Annotated in this window: 16 protein-coding genes; 15 read left to right on the forward strand and 1 reads right to left on the reverse strand. The window is 71.9% G+C overall.

The features are described from left to right. The first annotated feature begins 173 nt into the window (after window positions 1-173). The 14 genes from msrA to ITJ50_RS02385 all read left to right on the forward strand — a co-directional run bounded on the left by msrA (window position 174) and on the right by ITJ50_RS02385 (window position 15096). Entirely contained in the window at window positions 174-695 is a 522-nt protein-coding gene (gene msrA, locus ITJ50_RS02320) for a peptide-methionine (S)-S-oxide reductase MsrA (protein WP_017887623.1), read from the forward strand. A 289-nt stretch (window positions 696-984) separates the two neighbouring features. Continuing rightward, a complete protein-coding gene (gene ppk2, locus ITJ50_RS02325; RefSeq protein WP_017887624.1) occupies window positions 985-1893 on the forward strand; it encodes a polyphosphate kinase 2 in 909 nt (302 codons plus the stop codon). Between the two features lie 161 nt (window positions 1894-2054). Beyond that, window positions 2055-3698 carry an APC family permease gene (locus ITJ50_RS02330; protein ID WP_140449150.1) on the forward strand — a complete coding sequence of 548 codons (1644 nt, stop codon included), beginning with the start codon at window positions 2055-2057 and terminating at the stop codon, window positions 3696-3698. A 15-nt stretch (window positions 3699-3713) separates the two neighbouring features. After that, window positions 3714-4553: an urea amidolyase associated protein UAAP1 gene (locus tag ITJ50_RS02335; protein ID WP_140449149.1), complete on the forward strand. Its 840-nt coding sequence runs from the start codon at window positions 3714-3716 to the stop codon at window positions 4551-4553. Continuing rightward, complete coding sequence (locus tag ITJ50_RS02340) at window positions 4553-5263, forward strand: urea amidolyase associated protein UAAP2 (RefSeq protein ID WP_071249811.1); 711 nt, start codon at window positions 4553-4555, stop codon at window positions 5261-5263. The genes ITJ50_RS02335 and ITJ50_RS02340 overlap by 1 nt, the downstream gene beginning before the upstream one ends. Further along, window positions 5260-8979, forward strand: a complete 3720-nt coding sequence (gene uca / locus ITJ50_RS02345; protein WP_371830326.1) for an urea carboxylase — start codon at window positions 5260-5262, stop codon at window positions 8977-8979. The genes ITJ50_RS02340 and uca overlap by 4 nt, the downstream gene beginning before the upstream one ends. Then, entirely contained in the window at window positions 8976-10676 is a 1701-nt protein-coding gene (gene atzF / locus ITJ50_RS02350) for an allophanate hydrolase (RefSeq protein WP_194589842.1), read from the forward strand. Before uca ends, atzF begins: the two co-directional genes overlap by 4 nt. 26 nt (window positions 10677-10702) lie before the next feature. Then, window positions 10703-11395, forward strand: a complete 693-nt coding sequence (locus tag ITJ50_RS02355) for a TetR/AcrR family transcriptional regulator (RefSeq protein WP_194589843.1) — start codon at window positions 10703-10705, stop codon at window positions 11393-11395. 57 nt (window positions 11396-11452) lie between these two features. Continuing rightward, on the forward strand, window positions 11453-12046 hold the full coding sequence (locus ITJ50_RS02360; protein ID WP_194589844.1) for a biotin transporter BioY: 594 nt from the start codon (window positions 11453-11455) through the stop codon (window positions 12044-12046). 85 nt (window positions 12047-12131) lie between these two features. Continuing rightward, window positions 12132-12713 carry a hypothetical protein gene (locus tag ITJ50_RS02365; protein WP_194589845.1) on the forward strand — a complete coding sequence of 194 codons (582 nt, stop codon included), beginning with the start codon at window positions 12132-12134 and terminating at the stop codon, window positions 12711-12713. After that, complete coding sequence (locus tag ITJ50_RS02370) at window positions 12710-13240, forward strand: DUF6611 family protein (RefSeq protein ID WP_071249819.1); 531 nt, start codon at window positions 12710-12712, stop codon at window positions 13238-13240. Before ITJ50_RS02365 ends, ITJ50_RS02370 begins: the two co-directional genes overlap by 4 nt. A gap of 49 nt (window positions 13241-13289) precedes the next feature. Further along, window positions 13290-13631 (forward strand): hypothetical protein, encoded by a 342-nt coding sequence (locus tag ITJ50_RS02375; RefSeq protein WP_017887634.1) that lies wholly within the window; start codon window positions 13290-13292, stop codon window positions 13629-13631. Window positions 13632-13735: 104 nt separating this feature from the next. After that, window positions 13736-14356, forward strand: a complete 621-nt coding sequence (locus ITJ50_RS02380; protein WP_194589846.1) for a TetR/AcrR family transcriptional regulator — start codon at window positions 13736-13738, stop codon at window positions 14354-14356. 26 nt (window positions 14357-14382) lie between these two features. Further along, complete coding sequence (locus tag ITJ50_RS02385) at window positions 14383-15096, forward strand: NADPH-dependent F420 reductase (protein ID WP_194589847.1); 714 nt, start codon at window positions 14383-14385, stop codon at window positions 15094-15096. 81 nt (window positions 15097-15177) lie between these two features. Here the strand turns inward: ITJ50_RS02385 and ITJ50_RS02390 are convergent, their stop codons facing one another. After that, window positions 15178-16563, reverse strand: a complete 1386-nt coding sequence (locus ITJ50_RS02390) for an MFS transporter (protein WP_194590089.1) — start codon at window positions 16561-16563, stop codon at window positions 15178-15180. 214 nt (window positions 16564-16777) lie between these two features. On the opposite strand from ITJ50_RS02390, the gene ITJ50_RS02395 reads away from it, so the two are divergent. Then, window positions 16778-17662, forward strand: a complete 885-nt coding sequence (locus ITJ50_RS02395; RefSeq protein ID WP_017887638.1) for a helix-turn-helix transcriptional regulator — start codon at window positions 16778-16780, stop codon at window positions 17660-17662. Window positions 17663-17683: the final 21 nt, after the last annotated feature.

Raw genomic sequence — 17683 nt, forward strand, 5'->3', positions numbered from 1 at the left:
ACCGTAGCGCAGGGGTGACACGGAGCACGGACTCGTAGGGTCGAGTCGTACCGACCGCACACCCGGGTGGGTCCGTGCCCCACAGCGGACCTGACGACGGGAACAGATCGTCCCTGTTGCCGGTTGCACCACACGGTGTCGCAGCCAGTGACACGAGAGCCCAGGAGGCCACCATGACCACCACCGAGACCGCCATCCTCGCCGGCGGATGCTTCTGGGGAGCGCAGCAGCTCCTCCGTCGTCGTCCCGGCATCGTCAGCACCCGCGTCGGCTACTCCGGCGGCGACGTGCCGAACGCGACGTACCGCAACCACGGCGACCACGCCGAGTCGGTCGAGATCGTCTTCGACCCGTCCCAGATCTCGTACCGGGACCTGCTGGAGTTCTTCTTCCAGATCCACGACCCGTCGACGAAGGACCGCCAGGGCAACGACATCGGTCGGAGCTACCGTTCGGCCGTCTTCTACACGACCGACGAGCAGAAGCAGGTCGCGCTCGACACCATCGCGGACGTCGACGCGTCGGGCATCTGGCCCGGCAAGGTCGTCACCGAGGTCACCGCGGCCGGCCCGTTCTGGGAGGCCGAGGACGAGCACCAGGACTACCTCGAGAAGAACCCGCACGGCTACACCTGCCACTTCGTGCGTCCGGGCTGGAAGCTCCCGCACCGCGATGAGGCGACCGCGGCCGTCTGACCTGACGAACGCGGCGGATCAGCGGGATCCGCCGAGCAGTTCCAACCAGTCCCCGGGACGGCGATCCGCCGACCCGGGGACTGTCTGCATCACGGGGTGACCGGCCGGCCATGGCTCCGCCATGCCTGTGAAGGGCCACATGCGGTCGGGAGGCACGGGGCGGGCCCGCACCGCGCCTCCAGGCCGTCGTCGGGTCGCGTCCAGGGCGAGGCGTGGGGCGGTCGTGCGGGTGGCCGGGCCAGGATGGTTCTGGGGCCGACAGCCGATCGGCTCGCAGAGGGAGGACACCGTGGACACAGCGCCGTACTCGCAGCCGTTGCGGGAGTACATCGAACAGCTGCGGACCGAGGGGTACAGCGTCGCGGGCGGCCAGACGGCCGACCCGGACCTGATCGACCCGCACGGCAACCCGGTGCTGACCTGGCAGGACGACTACCCGTACTCGGAACGCCTGCCGCGGGACGAGTACGAGTACCAGAAGTACCTGCTGCAGATCGAGCTGCTGAAGTGCCAGTACTGGCTCGAGGACACCGGGCAGAAGGTCGTCGTGCTGTTCGAGGGGCGTGACGCCGCGGGCAAGGGCGGCACGATCAAGCGGTTCACGGAGCACCTCAACCCCCGGACCTCGCGGGTGGTCGCGCTGAGCAAGCCGACCGAGCGCGAGCGCGGTGAGTGGTACTTCCAGCGGTACGTGCAGCACCTGCCGGCCGCCGGTGAGATGGTCCTGTTCGACCGCTCCTGGTACAACCGTGCCGGCGTCGAACGGGTGATGGGGTTCTGCGACGACGACGAGTACGAGTCCTTCATGACCCAGGTGCCGCAGTTCGAGCGGATGCTCGTCGACTCCGGCATCCACCTGACGAAGTTCTGGTTCTCGGTGACCCGGCGCGAGCAGCGGACCCGGTTCGCGATGCGGCAGCTCGACCCGGTGCGGCGGTGGAAGCTGTCCGACATCGACCTGCTGTCGCTCGACCGGTGGGAGGACTACACCGAGGCGAAGATGGCGATGTTCACCCGGACGAGCAAGCGGTACGCGCCGTGGACGATCGTGCGGTCGAACGACAAGAAGCGCGCACGGCTCAACGCGATGCGGTACTTCCTGACGCAGTTCGACTACCCGGACAAGGACGCCGACGTGATCGGCAAGCCGGACCCGCTCATCGTCCGCCGGGGCAAGCGGGACGTCGACATCGAGTGATCCCCCGCGGCGGCTGAACCGCCCGCCGACTCGGAACGTTTACACGCCGCCGCTTCCCGTCACGCACTCGAAACAGACGGGCAACGGCGCCGACACAGGGCCGCAAGACACTTGTCGCACTACCTGTCACCCGACAGGTACTCCGCGAAAGGTCTGCAGTCATGCGTTCTCCGCAAGCACCGCTCCACGCACCGCGCGCCACGTCCGACGTCGACACGCAGGGGCTCGCCCGCCTCGGCTACGAGCAGGAGCTCCACCGCGGGGTCGGCTCGTTCTCCTCCTTCGCGGCGGGCTTCTCCTTCGTCTCGATCCTCACCACGGTCTTCCAGCTGTTCGGACTCGGCTTCGGGCTGGGCGGTGCTGCGTTCTTCTGGGCGTGGCCGCTCGTCTTCGGCGGCCAGCTGCTGGTGGCGCTGAACTTCGCGCAGCTCGCGGCCCGCTGGCCGATCTCGGGCGCGATCTTCCAGTGGTCGAGCCGTCTGGCCGGAGCCCGGTTCGGGTGGTTCACCGGCTGGACGATGATCATCGGCCAGATCCTCACCGTCGCGGTGGCGGCCATCGCCGTGCAGGCCGTGCTCCCCGCGATCTGGGACGGGTTCCAGATCGTCGGCGGTCCGGGCGCCGACCCGTCCGTCGCGTCGCCGACCGGTGCTGCGAACGCGGTGGTCCTCGGGCTGGTGATGCTCGCCGTGACCACGATCGTGAACATCACGAGCGTCCGGCTGATGGCCCGCGTGACGAGCTTCGGCGTGCTCATCGAGATCGTCGGCGTGGTCGTGCTCATCGGCGCCCTGTTCCTGCTGCCGCACCGCAGTGCCTCCGTGGTGTTCACGACCGCCGGCTCGACGAGCACCGAGCCGTACGTGTGGGCTTTCCTGGCGTCCTCGCTGATGGCCGCGTACGTGATGGTCGGCTTCGACTCCGCCGGTGAGCTCGCGGAGGAGACCCACAACCCGCGCCGGACCACCCCGAAGACGATCGTCCGGGCGCTGACGGTCTCCGGCCTCGGCGGCGGGCTGCTCATCATCGGCGCCCTGGTCGCCGCGCCGAGCCTGACCGACGGCAAGCTCGCCTCGCAGGGCCTCGCCTGGGTGATCACCTCGACCCTCGGCGACGTCTTCGGGCGGCTCCTGCTCTGCACCGTCGCAGTCGCCGTCTTCGCCTGCACCCTGGCCGTGCAGACCGCCGGCGCCCGGATGGTCTACTCGATGGCCCGCGAGAAGGCGCTGCCCTTCCACCGCACCCTCGCCCGGGTCTCGCCCCGCACCGGCACCCCGATCGCCGCGTCGATCGTCGTCGGGGTCGGCGCCGGGCTGGCCCTCGCCGTCAACATCGGGCAGTCCGCGATCTTCACCGCCCTGTCGAGCCTGTGCATCGCGATGCTCTACCTGGCCTACCTCGGGGTCACCGGGCCGCTGCTGGTCCAGCGCATCACGCTCCGCCGCACGGGCCTGCCGACCGGGGTGGACGAGGACGGCAAGCCGCTGTTCACCCTCGGCCGCTGGGGCATCCCGCTCAACGCCCTGGCCGTGGCGTTCCAGATCGGCATGGCGATCAACCTCATCTGGCCCCGGCCGGAGATCTACGACCTGACCGGCACGTCGTGGTGGCTGCAGTACAGCGCCCTGCTGTTCATCGGCGGCGTGCTGCTCGTCGGCTGGGCGTGGTCGAGCTGGCGGCACCGGGTGCACGGCCCGATCACCCTTGCCGAGGTCCCCACCACCGCGGCGGTGCCCGTCCCCGCAGCCGCGGCTGCCGCGAACCCGGTGGCCGAGGCCCCGGCTGCCGCCTCCGTCGAAGCCTGATCCGGAAGGAACCCCATGCGCGACCTCCACCAGACCGACAGCGTGCTCGCCTCCCGGTCCGACGCACGTGCCCAGGCCGGCTCGCAGTCCGAGTACATGCCGTACCTGCCGGCGTCGTCGTCGCCGTTCGCCCCCGCGGGCGTCGACCCTGCGCAGCTCGTGTGGGCGGAGACGGTGGCACCCGGCGGGTACACGCACAAGGTGCTGGCCCGCGGGTCACGGCTGCGGTTCGACGACCCGACGGGTGACGCCTGCGCCAACGTCCTGGTGTGCAACGCGCTCGAACCGTGGGAGCGGCTCAACGTCGCCGACACCCAGAAGATCCCGTGGCAGGCGTACCTGGGCCAGGGGTCGCCGCTGCTGAGCGGGGACGGCCGGGCACTGGCGACCGTGCTCGAGGACACCTCCGGGCACCACGACGCCTTCTGCGGCACCTCGACCGACGCGTGGAACGAACGGAAGTACGGCGACGCCGCACCCGAGGGACGCTCCCCGAGCGGTCGGTCGCTCTTCGCGAAGGCCGCCGCCAAGCACGGACTCACCAAGCGTGACCTACCACCGAGCATCTCGTTCTTCCAGGGCGTGCGGATCGACGGCGAGGGGGCGATGACCTTCACCGGCTCGGCCGGAGCGGGCACCCACGTCACGCTCGTCGCCGAGCTGCCGTTGCTCGTGCTGGTCGCCAACGTCGCGCACCCGATCGACCCGCGACCGGACTACGTCGTCGGACCGCTCCGGGTGCACGCCTGGCGCGGGACCCCGACGACCGCGGCCGACGAACGGTTCACCGCGACGCCGGAGCTCACCCGCGCCTACCTGAACTCGATCGACTACGCGGAAGCCCGAGGCCTGTGATGACCGGTACGACGACCCACACCCACATCCGCACCTCCACCGTCCCCGTCGGGGCCGTCCACGACCCGGACGTCGCCCTCGACTGGAGCGAGTCCCTGGTGCCCGGCGCGGTGGTCCGCGACGACCGGGTCGCCCCGCTCGCACCGTGGTCCGCCGTGGTCCGTGCCGGCCAGGTGCTCACCATCGTCGACGTCGGCGGCAACCAGAGCGCCGACTGCCTGCTCTACGACGCCCACGACCCCGACGAGCGGTACAGCGTGCCGGACACCCTCGCCGCACAGGGCAACGCGTACGTCCGGACCGGCACCGTCCTGATGTCGAACGAGGGCCGTCCGCTGATGACCGTCGTCGCGAACGAGATCGACCGGCAGGACACCATCGGCGGCGCGTGCTCGAAGGAGTCGAACACCCTGCGGTACGGGCACCACACCCAGTACCAGCACGGCTGCCGCGAGAACTTCCTGGCCGAGGCCGGCCGCCACGGACTCGGTGCCCGCGACATCGTGTCGAACCTCAACTGGTTCATGAACGTGCCGGTCGAGGCCGACGGCGCCCTCGGGATCGTCGACGGCATGAGCGCCCCCGGCAAGCGGGTCGCGATCCGTGCCGAGCGGGACGTGCTCGTCGTCGTCTCGAACTGCCCGCAGATGAACAACCCCTGCAACGACTTCTCCTGCACACCGCTGCGCATGATCGTGGTCCAGCCGTGACCGCCGCGCCCGACCCCACCGGGACCGCCACCGTGAACCAGACCCCCGCGCTCAGCACCGACACCGTCCTCGTCGCGAACCGCGGTGAGATCGCCCGCCGCATCATCCGCTCCGCCAAGGCACTCGGCATGCGCACCGTCGCCGTCTACTCCGACGCCGACCGCGCGGCACCCCACGTCCGCGAGGCCGACACCGCCGTCCGACTCGGTCCCGCACCCGCCCGCGACTCGTACCTGCGCATCGACGCCGTGGTGCAGGCGGCGAAGGACACCGGCGCCGGACTCGTGCACCCCGGCTACGGGTTCCTGTCCGAGAACACCGAGTTCGCCCGCGCCTGCGAGGACGCCGGCATCCGGTTCGTCGGACCGACCGCCGACCAGATCGTCCGGTTCGGCGCGAAGCACACCGCCCGCGAGCTCGCCGCAGCCGCCGGGGTCCCGATGCTCGCCGGCACCGGGCTGCTCGCCAGCGTCGACGACGCCGTGACCGAGGCCGAGCGCATCGGGCTGCCCGTCATGCTCAAGGCCACCGGGGGTGGCGGCGGGATCGGCATGCAGGCCTGCTCGACGCTCGACGAGGTCCGCGAGGCCTACACGAGCGTCGTCCGGCTGGCGACCGCGAACTTCGGGTCGGCCGGCATCTTCCTCGAACGGCTCGTGCGGCCGGCCCGGCACGTCGAGGTCCAGCTCTTCGGCGACGGCGAGGGCCGCGTCGCGGTGATCGGCGACCGCGACTGCTCCCTGCAGCGCCGCAACCAGAAGGTCATCGAGGAGGCCCCGGCACCGGCGCTGCCCGAGCACGTCCGCGCCGAGCTGCACGCGTCCGCCCGCCGCCTGGCCGAGAGCGTCGGGTACCGGAGCGCCGGCACCGTCGAGTTCGTCTACGACCCGGTGCGCGAAGAGGCGTCGTTCCTCGAGGTGAACACCCGCCTGCAGGTCGAGCACCCGGTCACCGAGGAAGTGTTCGGCGTCGACCTCGTCGAGCTCATGCTCCGCCTGGCCCGCGACGGTGCCGCCGGCATCGACCCCGACGTGTTCGACCGCACCTGGACCCCGAACGGCCACGCCGTCGAGGCCCGCGTCTACGCCGAGGACCCCGCGAAGGGCTCGCTGCCCTCCAGCGGCCTCGTCACCCAGGCGGTGTTCCCGAGCGCGACCACCGCATCCGGCGAGCGCACCGGCATCCGGGTCGACGGCTGGGTCGAGACCGGCTCCGAGGTGTCCGCGTTCTACGACCCGATGCTCGCGAAGGTGATCGCGACCGGGGAGACCCGCGACGACGCCCTCGACCTGCTGCGCGACGGGCTCGCGACCACCCGCATCGACGGCATCGTCACGAACGCCGGGCTCCTCCGTGCGCTGACCGACGACCTCGAGCTCCGCACCGCCACGCACTCCACCTCGACGCTCGACGCAACCGAGGACCCGGACCCGCGCATCGACGTCGTCGCGCCGGGCACCATGACGATGATCCAGGACCTGCCCGGCCGGGTCGGGTACTGGCAGGTGGGTGTGCCGCCGAGCGGCCCGTTCGACGCGGCGTCCTTCGCCGAGGCGAACCGCGCGGTGGGCAACCCCGACGGCGCCCCCGCGCTCGAGGTCACCGCCACCGGCCCGACGCTCCGGTTCTCGGCCGCCTCGGTGGTCGCGCTCACGGGTGCACCGGCCCCGGTCACCCTCGACGGCGAACCCGTGGCGCTGTGGGAGCCGGTCGAGGTCGGCGCCGGCCAGACCCTGGCGATCGGCACGGCCCCCGGTCCGGGCCTCCGCACCTACCTGGCGGTCCGCGGCGGCTTCGACGTGCCGACGTACCTCGGGTCAACCGCGACCTTCACGCTCGGTGGCTTCGGTGGCCACGCCGGTCGGGCACTGCTCGCCGGCGACGTCCTGCGCCCGGGCTCCCCGGACTCGGACGCCCCGCACCCGGCGTTCCCGTCCGGTACCCGTCTGGGTCTGGTGGGCGGGCCGACCCCGGCCGACCGTCGCACCGCCCTGACCGACGCGTGGGAGATCGGCGTCACGGAAGGCCCGCACGCGGCCCCGGACTTCTTCACCCGCGCCGACCTCGACGTCTTCTACGCCACCGACTACGCCGTGCACCACAACTCGGCGCGCACCGGCATCCGGCTCATCGGCCCCCGACCCGAGTGGGCGCGGACCGACGGCGGCGAGGCCGGTCTGCACCCGTCGAACATCCACGACACCCCGTACGCGGTCGGTGCGATCGACTTCACCGGGGACACCCCGATCATCCTGGGGCCGGACGGGCCGTCGCTCGGCGGCTTCGTCTGCCCCGCCGTGGTGGCCAGCGGCGACCTGTGGAAGCTGGGCCAGCTCCGACCCGGTGACACGGTCCGGTTCGTCCCCGTCCGCGAAGCCGACGCCGCCGCGCTCGACGCACACCGGGCCTCCAGGACGGTGCCGCGCACCGGGAGCGACGGCAGCACCGGAGGTGACGGCGACGACGGCGTGATCGCCCGCCTGGACGCGACCGACGTGCGGCCGAGCGTCGCGTACCGACGCGACGGCGACGACAACGTGCTCGTCGAGTACGGCGACATGACCCTCGACATCGCGCTGCGGATGCGCGTGCACGCGCTCATGACGAAGCTGCAGGAGCACACGCCGCAGGGGATCCTCGACATCACGCCGGGCATCCGCTCGCTGCAGGTGCACACCGACGCGTCCGTGCTCAAGGCGCGCGACGTGGCGGGGCTGCTCCGCGAGCTCGAGGGCGAGATCCCGCCGACCGACCAGCTCGTCGTGCCGTCGCGCACCGTCAAGCTGCCGCTGTCGTGGGACGACCCGGCCACCCGCCTGGCGATCGAGCGGTACATGAACGGCGTCCGGAACGACGCCCCGTGGACGCCGTGGAACATCGAGTTCATCCGTCGGATCAACGGGCTCGAGAGCGTCGACGACGTCTTCCGCACCGTGTTCGACGCGAGCTACCTGGTGCTCGGACTCGGCGACGTGTACCTCGGCGCCCCGGTCGCGACCCCGCTCGACCCCCGGCACCGGCTGGTCACGACGAAGTACAACCCGGCCCGCACCTGGACCGCCGAGAACTCCGTCGGCATCGGTGGCGCGTACCTGTGCATCTACGGCATGGAGGGTCCTGGCGGCTACCAGTTCGTCGGCCGCACCGTGCAGATCTGGAACCGGTTCCGCCGTGGCGGGCTGTTCCAGGAGAACCCGTGGGCGCTGCGGTTCTTCGACCGGATCGAGTGGTACCCGGTCGGCGCCGACGAACTGCTCGAGCTGCGCGCCGAGACGGACGCCGGGCGGGGCTCGTTCGAGACCGTCGAGGGCGAGTTCTCGATCGCGTCGTACAACCGGTTCCTCGCCGACAACGCCGGGTCCATCGCCGACTTCCGGGCGCAGCAGGCGCAGGCGTTCGGCGAGGAGAAGGAGCGGTGGAAGGCGTCGGGCGAGTTCGACGTCCGGGACGAACCGGCCGCCGTGGTGGCCGACGCCGTGACCGTGCCCGAGGGGTCGACCGCCGTGTACGCCCCGTTCACCTCGACCGTGTGGCAGGTGGACGTCCGCCCGGGTGACCGCGTGGACGAGGGGCAGAAGCTGCTGGCCGTGGAGGCGATGAAGATGGAGTCGATGGTGCACGCACCCGTTCCGGGCCACGTGCTCGAGGTCTACATCAAGCCGGGCGACCAGGTCGCACCGGGCCAGGTCCTCGCCGCGATCGGAGCGGCAGCGTGAGCGGGACCGCCGCCGCGGCCGCCACGACGTCCGCCGCGGCCCGCGTCCGCGACGCCTTCGCCCGCATCGACGCCGTCGCCCGCCCCGAGGTCTGGATCACCCTGCGCGACCGCACCGACGTGCTGGCCGAGGCCCTCGCCGTCGACCCGTCCCTGCCCCTGGCGGGCCTGCTGTTCGCCGTGAAGGACAACATCGACGTCGCCGGCCTGCCCACGACCGCCGCCGCCCGCTCCTACGCCCACGACCCCGCCGCCGACGCGACCGCCGTCGCCCGGCTCCGCGCCGCCGGCGCCGTCGTCGTCGGCAAGACGAACCTCGACCAGTTCGCCACCGGCCTGGTCGGCACCCGCTCGCCCTTCGGCGCGGTCCGGAACGCCTGGGACCCGACGCGGATCTCCGGCGGCTCGTCGAGCGGTTCCGCCACGGCGGTCGCCCTGGGCATCGTCGACTTCGCGCTCGGCACCGACACCGCCGGGTCCGGCCGGGTGCCCGCCGCGCTCGGCAACCTGGTCGGGGTGAAGCCGACGAAGGGGCTCGTGCCGAACACCGGGGTCGTCCCCGCCTGCCGCTCGCAGGACTGCGTCACGGTGTTCGCCCGGTCGCTCGACCTGGCGCGGACGGCGGCCGAGCTGATGGCCGGTCCGGACGGCGTCGACCCGCTCGCACGACCCGACCTGGCCCTCGCCGACCTGCCCGCCGTCCCGCGCATCGCGGTACCGCTGCCGTCACAGCTCGAGGGGCTCGCACCCGGCTGGGCCGAGGCGTTCGCCGCCGCCGTCGAACGGTTCCGCACGCTCGGACACCAGGTGGTCGAGGTCGACATCGCACCCCTGCTCGACGCCGCGTCGCTGCTCTACGACGGCGCGTTCGTCGCCGAGCGGTACGCGGCCGTCGGCGCCCACATCGAGGCCCACCGCGACGAGGTCGGTGCCGACCTCGACCCGTCCGTCGCCGCGATCGTGCTCGGCGGTGCACGACCGACCGCCGCGGAGCTCTTCGCCGACCAGGAACGACTCGACGCGTTCGGGGCAGCGGGTCGCGCCGCCCTCGAGGGCACGACCGCCCTGCTCACCCCGACGACGACGTGGCACCCGACGCTCGAGCAGGTCGCGGCCGATCCGATCGGCGCGAACAGCCGGATGGGTCGGTACACGAACTTCGCGAACCTGCTCGACATGGCCTCGCTCGCCGTGCCTGCCGGCTTCGTCGACGGGCTGCCGTTCGGCGTGATGCTCACCGGTCCGGCGTTCAGCGACCGCCGCCTGGCGGCGTTGGCGGCCGCGTTCGCCGCCCCGACCCTCGACCTGCTGGTCGTCGGGGCGCACCTGCGCGATCAGCCGCTGAACGGACAGCTGGTCGCGTCCGGCGGATCGTTCGTCCGGGAGGCCCGCACCGCGTCCGACTACCGGCTGTACGCCCTCGACACGGTGCCGCCCAAGCCCGGGCTGGTCCGCGTGGGTCCGGTCGCGTCCGGCGCTGCTGCGCCGGGCTCCGGCATCGTCGGGGAGGTCTGGCGCCTGCCCGCCGCCGGCTTCGGCACCTTCGTCGCGGGCTTGCCGGCACCGATGGCGATCGGCACCGTGGCGCTCGACGACGGCACCGAGGTCACCGGGTTCCTGGTCGAGCCGTTCGCGGTCGAGGGCGCCGAGGACATCACCCACCACGGTGGCTGGCGCGCGTACCGGGAGCAGTCGTGACGGACGCCGGCTGCCAGGATGGGAGCATGACCCCCGACGACCGGCCTGTGCGCCCCGGCCGGCCTCGGGCCGTGCCGAACGCCGACTCCGCGATGAGCCCCCGCGACCAGATCCTCGACGCCGCCGCCGCGCTGTTCGTCGAGAACGGCATCAGCGCGACCTCGACCCGGGCGATCGCCGAACGGGTCGGGATCCGGCAGGCCTCGCTGTACTACCACTTCGCCGGCAAGGACGACATGCTCGTCGAGCTGCTCACGACCTCGGTGCGTCCGAGCCTCGAGCTGGTCCGCGGCCTCGAGCAGCTCGTGCCGGAGTCGGCCTCGGCCGCCGGTGCCCTGGCCGCGCTGGTCGTCGCCGACGTGGACACCCTCGCCCGCACGCCGCACAACATCGGCACGCTGTACCTGCTGCCCGAGGTGCAGGGCGAGCGCTACGACGGCTTCCGGGCCGAGCGCGTGGAGCTGCAGGAGGCCTACGGGCGCCTCGGCTCGCGCGCCGCCACCGCGGAGGTCGCAACCGGCGTCTCCCCGTCGCGCCTCGGTGCCGTGCTCATCCAGATCGCCGAGACCGTCATCCAGCTCCGCCGGTCCGGGCCCGTGCAGGACGCCGACCGCGACGCCCTCGTCGCGACCTGCCTGCGCGCCTGCGGCCTCGACGCCGCCGCGGTGGCCGGGGCCCGGCGGGACGCCGAGTCCCTGCTGGCCGCCGTCGCGGTCTGACCGCTGCTCCCGCAGCTCCTGCTCCCCCGACCTCTTTCTTCCCCAGCGAGGAACACCATGACCACGATCACCCCCGCCGCACACCGTCCGCTCGCCGACGCCCTGCTCCCCCGCACCGCGGTCGTCAGCACCGCCCTGGTCCTCGGTGGCGCACTGCTGACCGCCGGAGCCGCGCAGGTGTCCGTCCCGATCTGGCCCGTCCCGATCACCGGGCAGACCCTGGCCGTGCTGCTCGTCGGCAGTGCCCTCGGTGCTCGCCGCGGTGCCATGTCGATGCTCGTCTACGCGCTGCTCGGCGTCGTCGGGCTGCCGGTCTTCGCGGACGGTTCGGCCGGGGTCGGCGTGCTCGTCGGTCCCTCGGGCGGGTACATCGTCGGCTTCGTCGCCGCCGCGGCCCTGGTCGGCTGGGTCGCCGAGCGCTTCGGCGACCGCCCGCTGCGGAACGCGCTGCTGTCCTTCGCCCTGGGCACCGTCGTCACCTTCGCCGCCGGGATGGCGTGGCTCGCGGTGGCACTCGGCCTCGACCTGCAGCAGACCCTGCAGTACGGGCTGTACCCGTTCGTCCTCGGTGGCGTGGTGAAGACCCTGATCGGTGCCGGCGCGATCTCCCTCGGGTGGACCGCAGCGCTCCGCTCGGCCACCCGCCGGTGAGCACTCCGTCAGGACTCCGCCGCCGGCCGTAGGGGTTCCGTCAGGAGCCCTTCCGCGCCGTTCGAGCGCGCGAGAGCGTGTGGTCGTGACACTGACTGCGATCATGCCGACGCTCCGCGCGTCGCTCCCCGATCCGATGGACCCGTCCCTCTGGCCGGCCCACACCGTCGCGACCACCGACGACCTGCTCGTCTCGGCCATCTCGATGGTTCGGCTCGCCGACCTCACCGGCACCCCGACGGTGCACACCGCCGAGCAGTCCCCGCCGCGGTACCGGCCGCGCGACTGGGTGGCCCGCGACGTGAGCGTCGCCGTGGCGTCGGTCACCCGCGTGCGGCGACCGCGCCCCGGCGTGGTGCTCCTGGAACTGGACGCGGTCCTGCCGACCTGCGCCGTGCTCGACCAGGTGCGCCTGATCGGACGCCGGAGCACCGCTCCCCTCTCCCCGATGTACGTCGTCACCCGCTGTGACGGTCAAGCCGACGGTCCGTTCCACCGCCTCCCGGCTCCGTTGCCCGCCGACGTCCGCGAAGGTGACCTGGTCTGCTTCCCGTGCCTGGCGACCGTCCGGCACCGCGACGTCGTCGAACCGGTCCGGGCGGAACTCGCGCCGGTGCGCGCGGAACTCGCGCCCGCCCGGACCGAACTCGCGCCGGTCGACCGATGACGACCGCGCTGCCGGTCCGCACCCGGCTGCTCGACGGCACCCACCTGTGGGGCCGGTACACGATCCGGCCCGTCGGCCGGACGTTGTGGAGCTCGCGGACCCTGGTCGTGTTCCCGCCCGGCACGAACACCGGCGAGCGCCTGCTGCTGCGCGCCTGGCACGTCTGGCCAGCCGTCGGTGCGCTCGTCGCCCTCGCCGCCCTGGTGCTCGCCGTCTCGGTCCCCGCCGTCGGCACGACCACCGCGCTGCTCGTCTACGGCGGTGGCTTCGCGGTCCTCGCCCGTGCCACCCGCGCGCTCCGCCCACGGGTGCGGTCCGTCACCGTGACGACGTTCCTGGGCGACGGCCGCCGCGAGGTCCACGGCGACGAACGCCTGCTCACCGGCTCCCTCGACGCCCTGTCGATCCTGGAGCAGGCGCTCCGGTCGGACCGCATCAGCGCCGTCGACTTCGAGCTCGTCTGGGCGGACGTGTGGAACGCCCTGGAATCCCCGGACCCGGACCACCGCGCGCAGCGGTCATCCTGAAGCCGGTTCCCGCGCCCCGCGTTTGTATGGGTCCGGGAAGGAGTACGCGATGAAGCACATCCACTACGACGCCACCACGATCCTGGTCGGTGACGACGTCGCCGACGCCGTGATCGAGTACGCCGCGGCCCTCGCCGGAGGCGACCGGGCCGACACCGTCGACGTGCCGGCCGTGGCCGACGACGGCACCATGACCACCACGAAGATCCTGATCGGGCCCGCGAGCGAGATCGTCGTCGCGGACGCGGAAGAGGACGAACTCGAGATGGACAACCGGGAGTTCGTCGGGCGGCTGCGCGCCGCCGCGAAGACCTTCGGGCACAGCGAGCCGATCCACGCGAACACGCGGACGGACCTGGCGGACGCGGCGGAGGCTGCCGAGGAGCACTGACGCCTGGGCATCGCACTTCAGCTTCGAAACGGAGAGGGTCTCCTGTACGGTGGTGATTCCGGAGAGCCTCTCCGGTACTCGATGGCACAGCCTGGAGGCCCGCCATGCCCGAGCAGACCGCTCCCGCCGGGCGCGCGCCGCGTTCACTGCACTCCCCGCGTCCCGCGCGCGCTGACGCGCTGCGGAACCGGGACCACATCCTGCGGGTCGCCGAGCGCGCGTTCACCGAGCACGGCGTGACCGGCTCGCTCGACGCGATCGCCAAGCAGGCCGGCGTCGGCGCCGGCACCCTGTACCGGCACTTCCCCACGCGCGAGGCCCTGCTCGCCGAGCTCCTCGCCGCGCGCGACGAACACCTGGTGGCCCGTCGCGAAGCCCTGCGAGACGGCTCCGTCGACGCCGCCGACGCCCTGCACGGCTGGCTCGATGCGGTCACCGAGTGGGCCGGCACGTTCGACGGGCTGCCCGAACCGCTCCGTGCCGCAGCCTCGTCGGACTCGTCGCCGCTCGCCATGACCTGCCAGGGGTTCATCACCACGACCGACGAGTTCCTCCGCGCCGCGCAGCGTTCCGGTCGCGCGCGTGCCGACGTCCGCGCAAGGGACCTGTTCCTCGCCGCGTTGGCGACCAGCTGGGTCCGGGGTGCCGCGATGGCCGACGACTCGTCGTCCGCTGCCCTCTCCGCCCTGTCGCGGCGCGGGTGGGAAGCCCCTACTCTCCGCTGACCTCCCCACTGTTGAAAGGGCACCACATGAACCGCATCGGCATCATCGGCAGCGGAGCCATCGGCACCGCGATCGCACGCCTGGCCGTCGCCGCCGACCTCGACGTCCTCATCGCGAACTCGCGCGGCCCCGAGTCGCTGCAGGACCTCGTCGCCGAGCTCGGCCCGCACGCCCAGGCCGGCACCGTGCGCCAGGCCGTCGAGTTCGGCGACGTGCCCGTGCTCGCCATCCCGCTCACCGCCTACCCGGCGCTCGCCCCCGACCTCGACGCCTTCGCCGGGCGGACCGTGCTGTCGACGGGCAACTACTACCCCGGTCGCGACGGCAGGATCGAGCAGCTCGACACCCTCGCGACGACCACGGCGGAGTACGAGCAGACGCTCCTGCCCGGCACCCGGATCGTCAAGGCGTTCAACAACATCGTCGCGCACCACATCCCGAACCTCGCCGGCTCCGCGCCTCGCACCGCGCTGCCGATCGCGGGCGACGACGAGCCGGCCAAGGCCGTGGTCGCCGACCTCGTGCAGCTGCTCGGGTTCGACACCGTGGACGCCGGCACCCTGGCCGACTCGTGGTGCTTCGAGCCGGAGTCCGGGGCGTACACGGGGATCTACGCGGCGAGTGCCGAGGGGTTCGCGGCGGACTACCTGGCGGATCAGGGAGCACCGTTGCCGGCGGAGCGGCTGCGGGACGTCCTGGCGGTGTCCCACCGGGCGGATGTGGCGAACCGGCAGTTCTGAGTCGTCGCCCCTGCGCATGACCGCGTGCAGCGGCCTCGCGCACAGGGGGTGCACGCGAGGCCGTCCGCCTGCCTGATCCGATCAGGCGGTCTTGACACGCCCCCGGAGGAAGAGCGCGACGGCGACGGCGACGGCGATGCAGATCCCGCCGTTCACCCAGATCGCGGTCGTGACGCCGGTCAGCACGGCCTCGGCCTGCGGCGCGGTGCTCGCGAGGGCCACTGCCGTGAAGACGGCACTCATGATCGGGGTGCCCATCGTGATGCCGACTTGCTGACTCATGGTCGTGAGCCCCGTCGCCATGCCCTGCTCGCTTTCCGGGAGCCCGGACGTCGCGGTGACCATGAACCCGACGATGACGACGAGGTTCGCGACTCCTCCGACGAACGTGGCCGCGAGGACCAGCCAGATCGACGATGCGTCGTCGGAGATCAGCACGAGCGTGAGCGTCGCGATCCCCTGGACGACGAAGCCCCCGACGATGGCCGCCTTGTTCCCGAACCGGCCGATGACCCGCGGACCGACGAGACCACCGAGGACCGTCCCGATGCCGAGCACGGCGAAGGACAGCCCCGCTGCCAGTGGCGTGTACCCGAGCACCTTCTGCAGGTACAGCGTCAGCAGGAAGACCAACGAGGTCTCGGTGACGAACGCGAGCATCCCGGCGATGTTGCCCCAGGACACGCTGGAGCGCCGGAGGACACCGAGCGGCACCAAGGGGAACGACGCACGCCGTTCGATGAACGCGAATGCGATGAGCAGCACCACTGCGGCAGCGAACGACACGATGACGACCGGGTCGATCCAGGACGTCTCAGCAGCGGTGGTCAGCCCGAACACCAGGGCGAGCAGGCCGAGCGTGACCGTGATGGCGCCCGGGACGTCGAGGCGCGTCCGCTGGGCGGCTCGACTGTCCTGCAGCACCATCGGTGCCACGACGAGCACCGCGACCGCGACCGGGACGTTGATCAGGAACGCCCACCGCCAGGACAGCAGGTCGGTGAGCAGCCCGCCGAGGATCGCGCCGGTGGTGAACCCGGCGGCCATCAGCGAGCCGTTCAACCCGAGCGCCTTGTCCCGGGCGGCGCCTTCGGGGAAGGCGCTGAGCAGGAGTGCGAGGGCAGCGGGAACGACGATCGCGGTGGCGAAGCCCTGTGCGACTCGGGCGACGAGCAGGAGTTCCGGAGTCGTCGCGAGCCCGCCCGCCAACGAGCCCGAGCCGAGGAGCACCATCCCGATCAGGAACATGCGGCGACGACCTGCGATGTCGGCCACTCGACCCATCAGGAGGGTGAATCCGGCGGCGCACAGTGCGAACGCCGTCGCGATCCACTGCAGGTTCTCGATCGCGAACCCGACGTCGGCCCCGATGGTCGGCAGTGCGACGTTGAGGATCGAGAAGTCGACGGCGAGTGTGAAGCTCGCGGTGAGGAGCACGGTCAGTGCGACCCGCTGCTTCGTCGTCATCGCCCTGCCGTCGCCCGTCGTCGACGTGGTCGACGTGACGTCCGTTGCGTGTTCAGTGGTCACGGTGGCCTCTCTTCGTGCCCGGTGGATCAGGTTCGCCAGGGTTCTGACGTGTTCCAACCATCGCCACCACCCGATCCACCAGCCACACCCCGCCGTGCCTGTCACTGACAGTGACAGGACAGATCGGTCTATCCGGCAGCAGAATGAGCAGATGAACGGTCCGAACGAACTGGGGAACTTCCTTCGCGTCCGTCGCGCCGCCCTGCAGCCCGAAGACGTCGGGCTGCAGGGCTACGGTGTGCGCCGGGTTCCGGGACTCCGCCGCGAAGAGCTCGCCATGCTCGCCGGTGTCAGCCCGACCTACTACTCGAGGCTCGAGCAGGGTCTGAGCACGAACGCGTCAGAGGCGGTGATCGCTTCGATCGCCCGTGCACTCAACCTGAATGACGACGAGCGTGCACACCTCTTCAACCTCGCGCGTCCCGAGCACTCGACGCCGAAACGGCGATCTGCCGCGAAGCCGGACCACGCCCGGCCGGGCACCGTCCGGCTGATCACCTCGCTGGCATCGACGCCGGCGGTCATCATCGGCAAACGCAGTGAAGTACTCGGCTGGAACGCCCTCGGGCACCGCCTGGTCGCCGGGCACCTCGACTTCGAGAGCCCCGAGCGGATGGGTGAGCGGCCGAACATGACGCGCATGCTCTTCCTCGATGCCCACACCCGCGAGCTGTACACGCGGTGGCAGGAAGAAGCTGTCCGGGCGGTGTCGTCCCTCCGGGTCCTCGGCGGGAAGAGCCCCGAAGACACGCAGCTGACCGCGCTCGTCGGCGAATTGACCGTGAAGAGCCCGGAGTTCGGCACGCTGTGGGCGAAGCACCCCGTGGAGAACTGCGTGTCCGGCCTGAAGTCGTTCCGCCATCCGGAGGTCGGCGACTTCGACCTCAACTTCGAGGTGCTCACACCGCCGGACGACTCCGGCCACCGCGTCCTGATGTACACGCCGGACGCCGGATCAGCTGCAGCCGGTGCGCTCGAGCTGCTCGGACGCGGAGTGGAGGAACGGGTCACGAACGCTGCTCCGGCTGTGCGCTGAGCGCGCAGCGAGAAGGCCCGA

Source organism: Curtobacterium sp. VKM Ac-2889 (assembly GCF_015350855.1).
GTDB classification, from domain to species: Bacteria; Actinomycetota; Actinomycetes; order Actinomycetales; family Microbacteriaceae; genus Curtobacterium; species Curtobacterium poinsettiae.

Coding starts and splice junctions, on each gene's coding strand:
- ITJ50_RS02395 (WP_017887638.1), top strand. CDS start 16,778: ATGAACGGTCCGAACGAACTGGGGAACTTCCTTCGCGTCCGTCGCGCC.
- ITJ50_RS02385 (WP_194589847.1), top strand. CDS start 14,383: ATGAACCGCATCGGCATCATCGGCAGCGGAGCCATCGGCACCGCGATC.
- ITJ50_RS02390 (WP_194590089.1), bottom strand. CDS start 16,563: ATGACGACGAAGCAGCGGGTCGCACTGACCGTGCTCCTCACCGCGAGC.
- ITJ50_RS02380 (WP_194589846.1), top strand. CDS start 13,736: ATGCCCGAGCAGACCGCTCCCGCCGGGCGCGCGCCGCGTTCACTGCAC.
- ITJ50_RS02355 (WP_194589843.1), top strand. CDS start 10,703: ATGACCCCCGACGACCGGCCTGTGCGCCCCGGCCGGCCTCGGGCCGTG.
- ITJ50_RS02330 (WP_140449150.1), top strand. CDS start 2,055: ATGCGTTCTCCGCAAGCACCGCTCCACGCACCGCGCGCCACGTCCGAC.
- ITJ50_RS02340 (WP_071249811.1), top strand. CDS start 4,553: ATGACCGGTACGACGACCCACACCCACATCCGCACCTCCACCGTCCCC.
- ITJ50_RS02370 (WP_071249819.1), top strand. CDS start 12,710: ATGACGACCGCGCTGCCGGTCCGCACCCGGCTGCTCGACGGCACCCAC.
- msrA (WP_017887623.1), top strand. CDS start 174: ATGACCACCACCGAGACCGCCATCCTCGCCGGCGGATGCTTCTGGGGA.
- ITJ50_RS02375 (WP_017887634.1), top strand. CDS start 13,290: ATGAAGCACATCCACTACGACGCCACCACGATCCTGGTCGGTGACGAC.
- ITJ50_RS02360 (WP_194589844.1), top strand. CDS start 11,453: ATGACCACGATCACCCCCGCCGCACACCGTCCGCTCGCCGACGCCCTG.
- ITJ50_RS02335 (WP_140449149.1), top strand. CDS start 3,714: ATGCGCGACCTCCACCAGACCGACAGCGTGCTCGCCTCCCGGTCCGAC.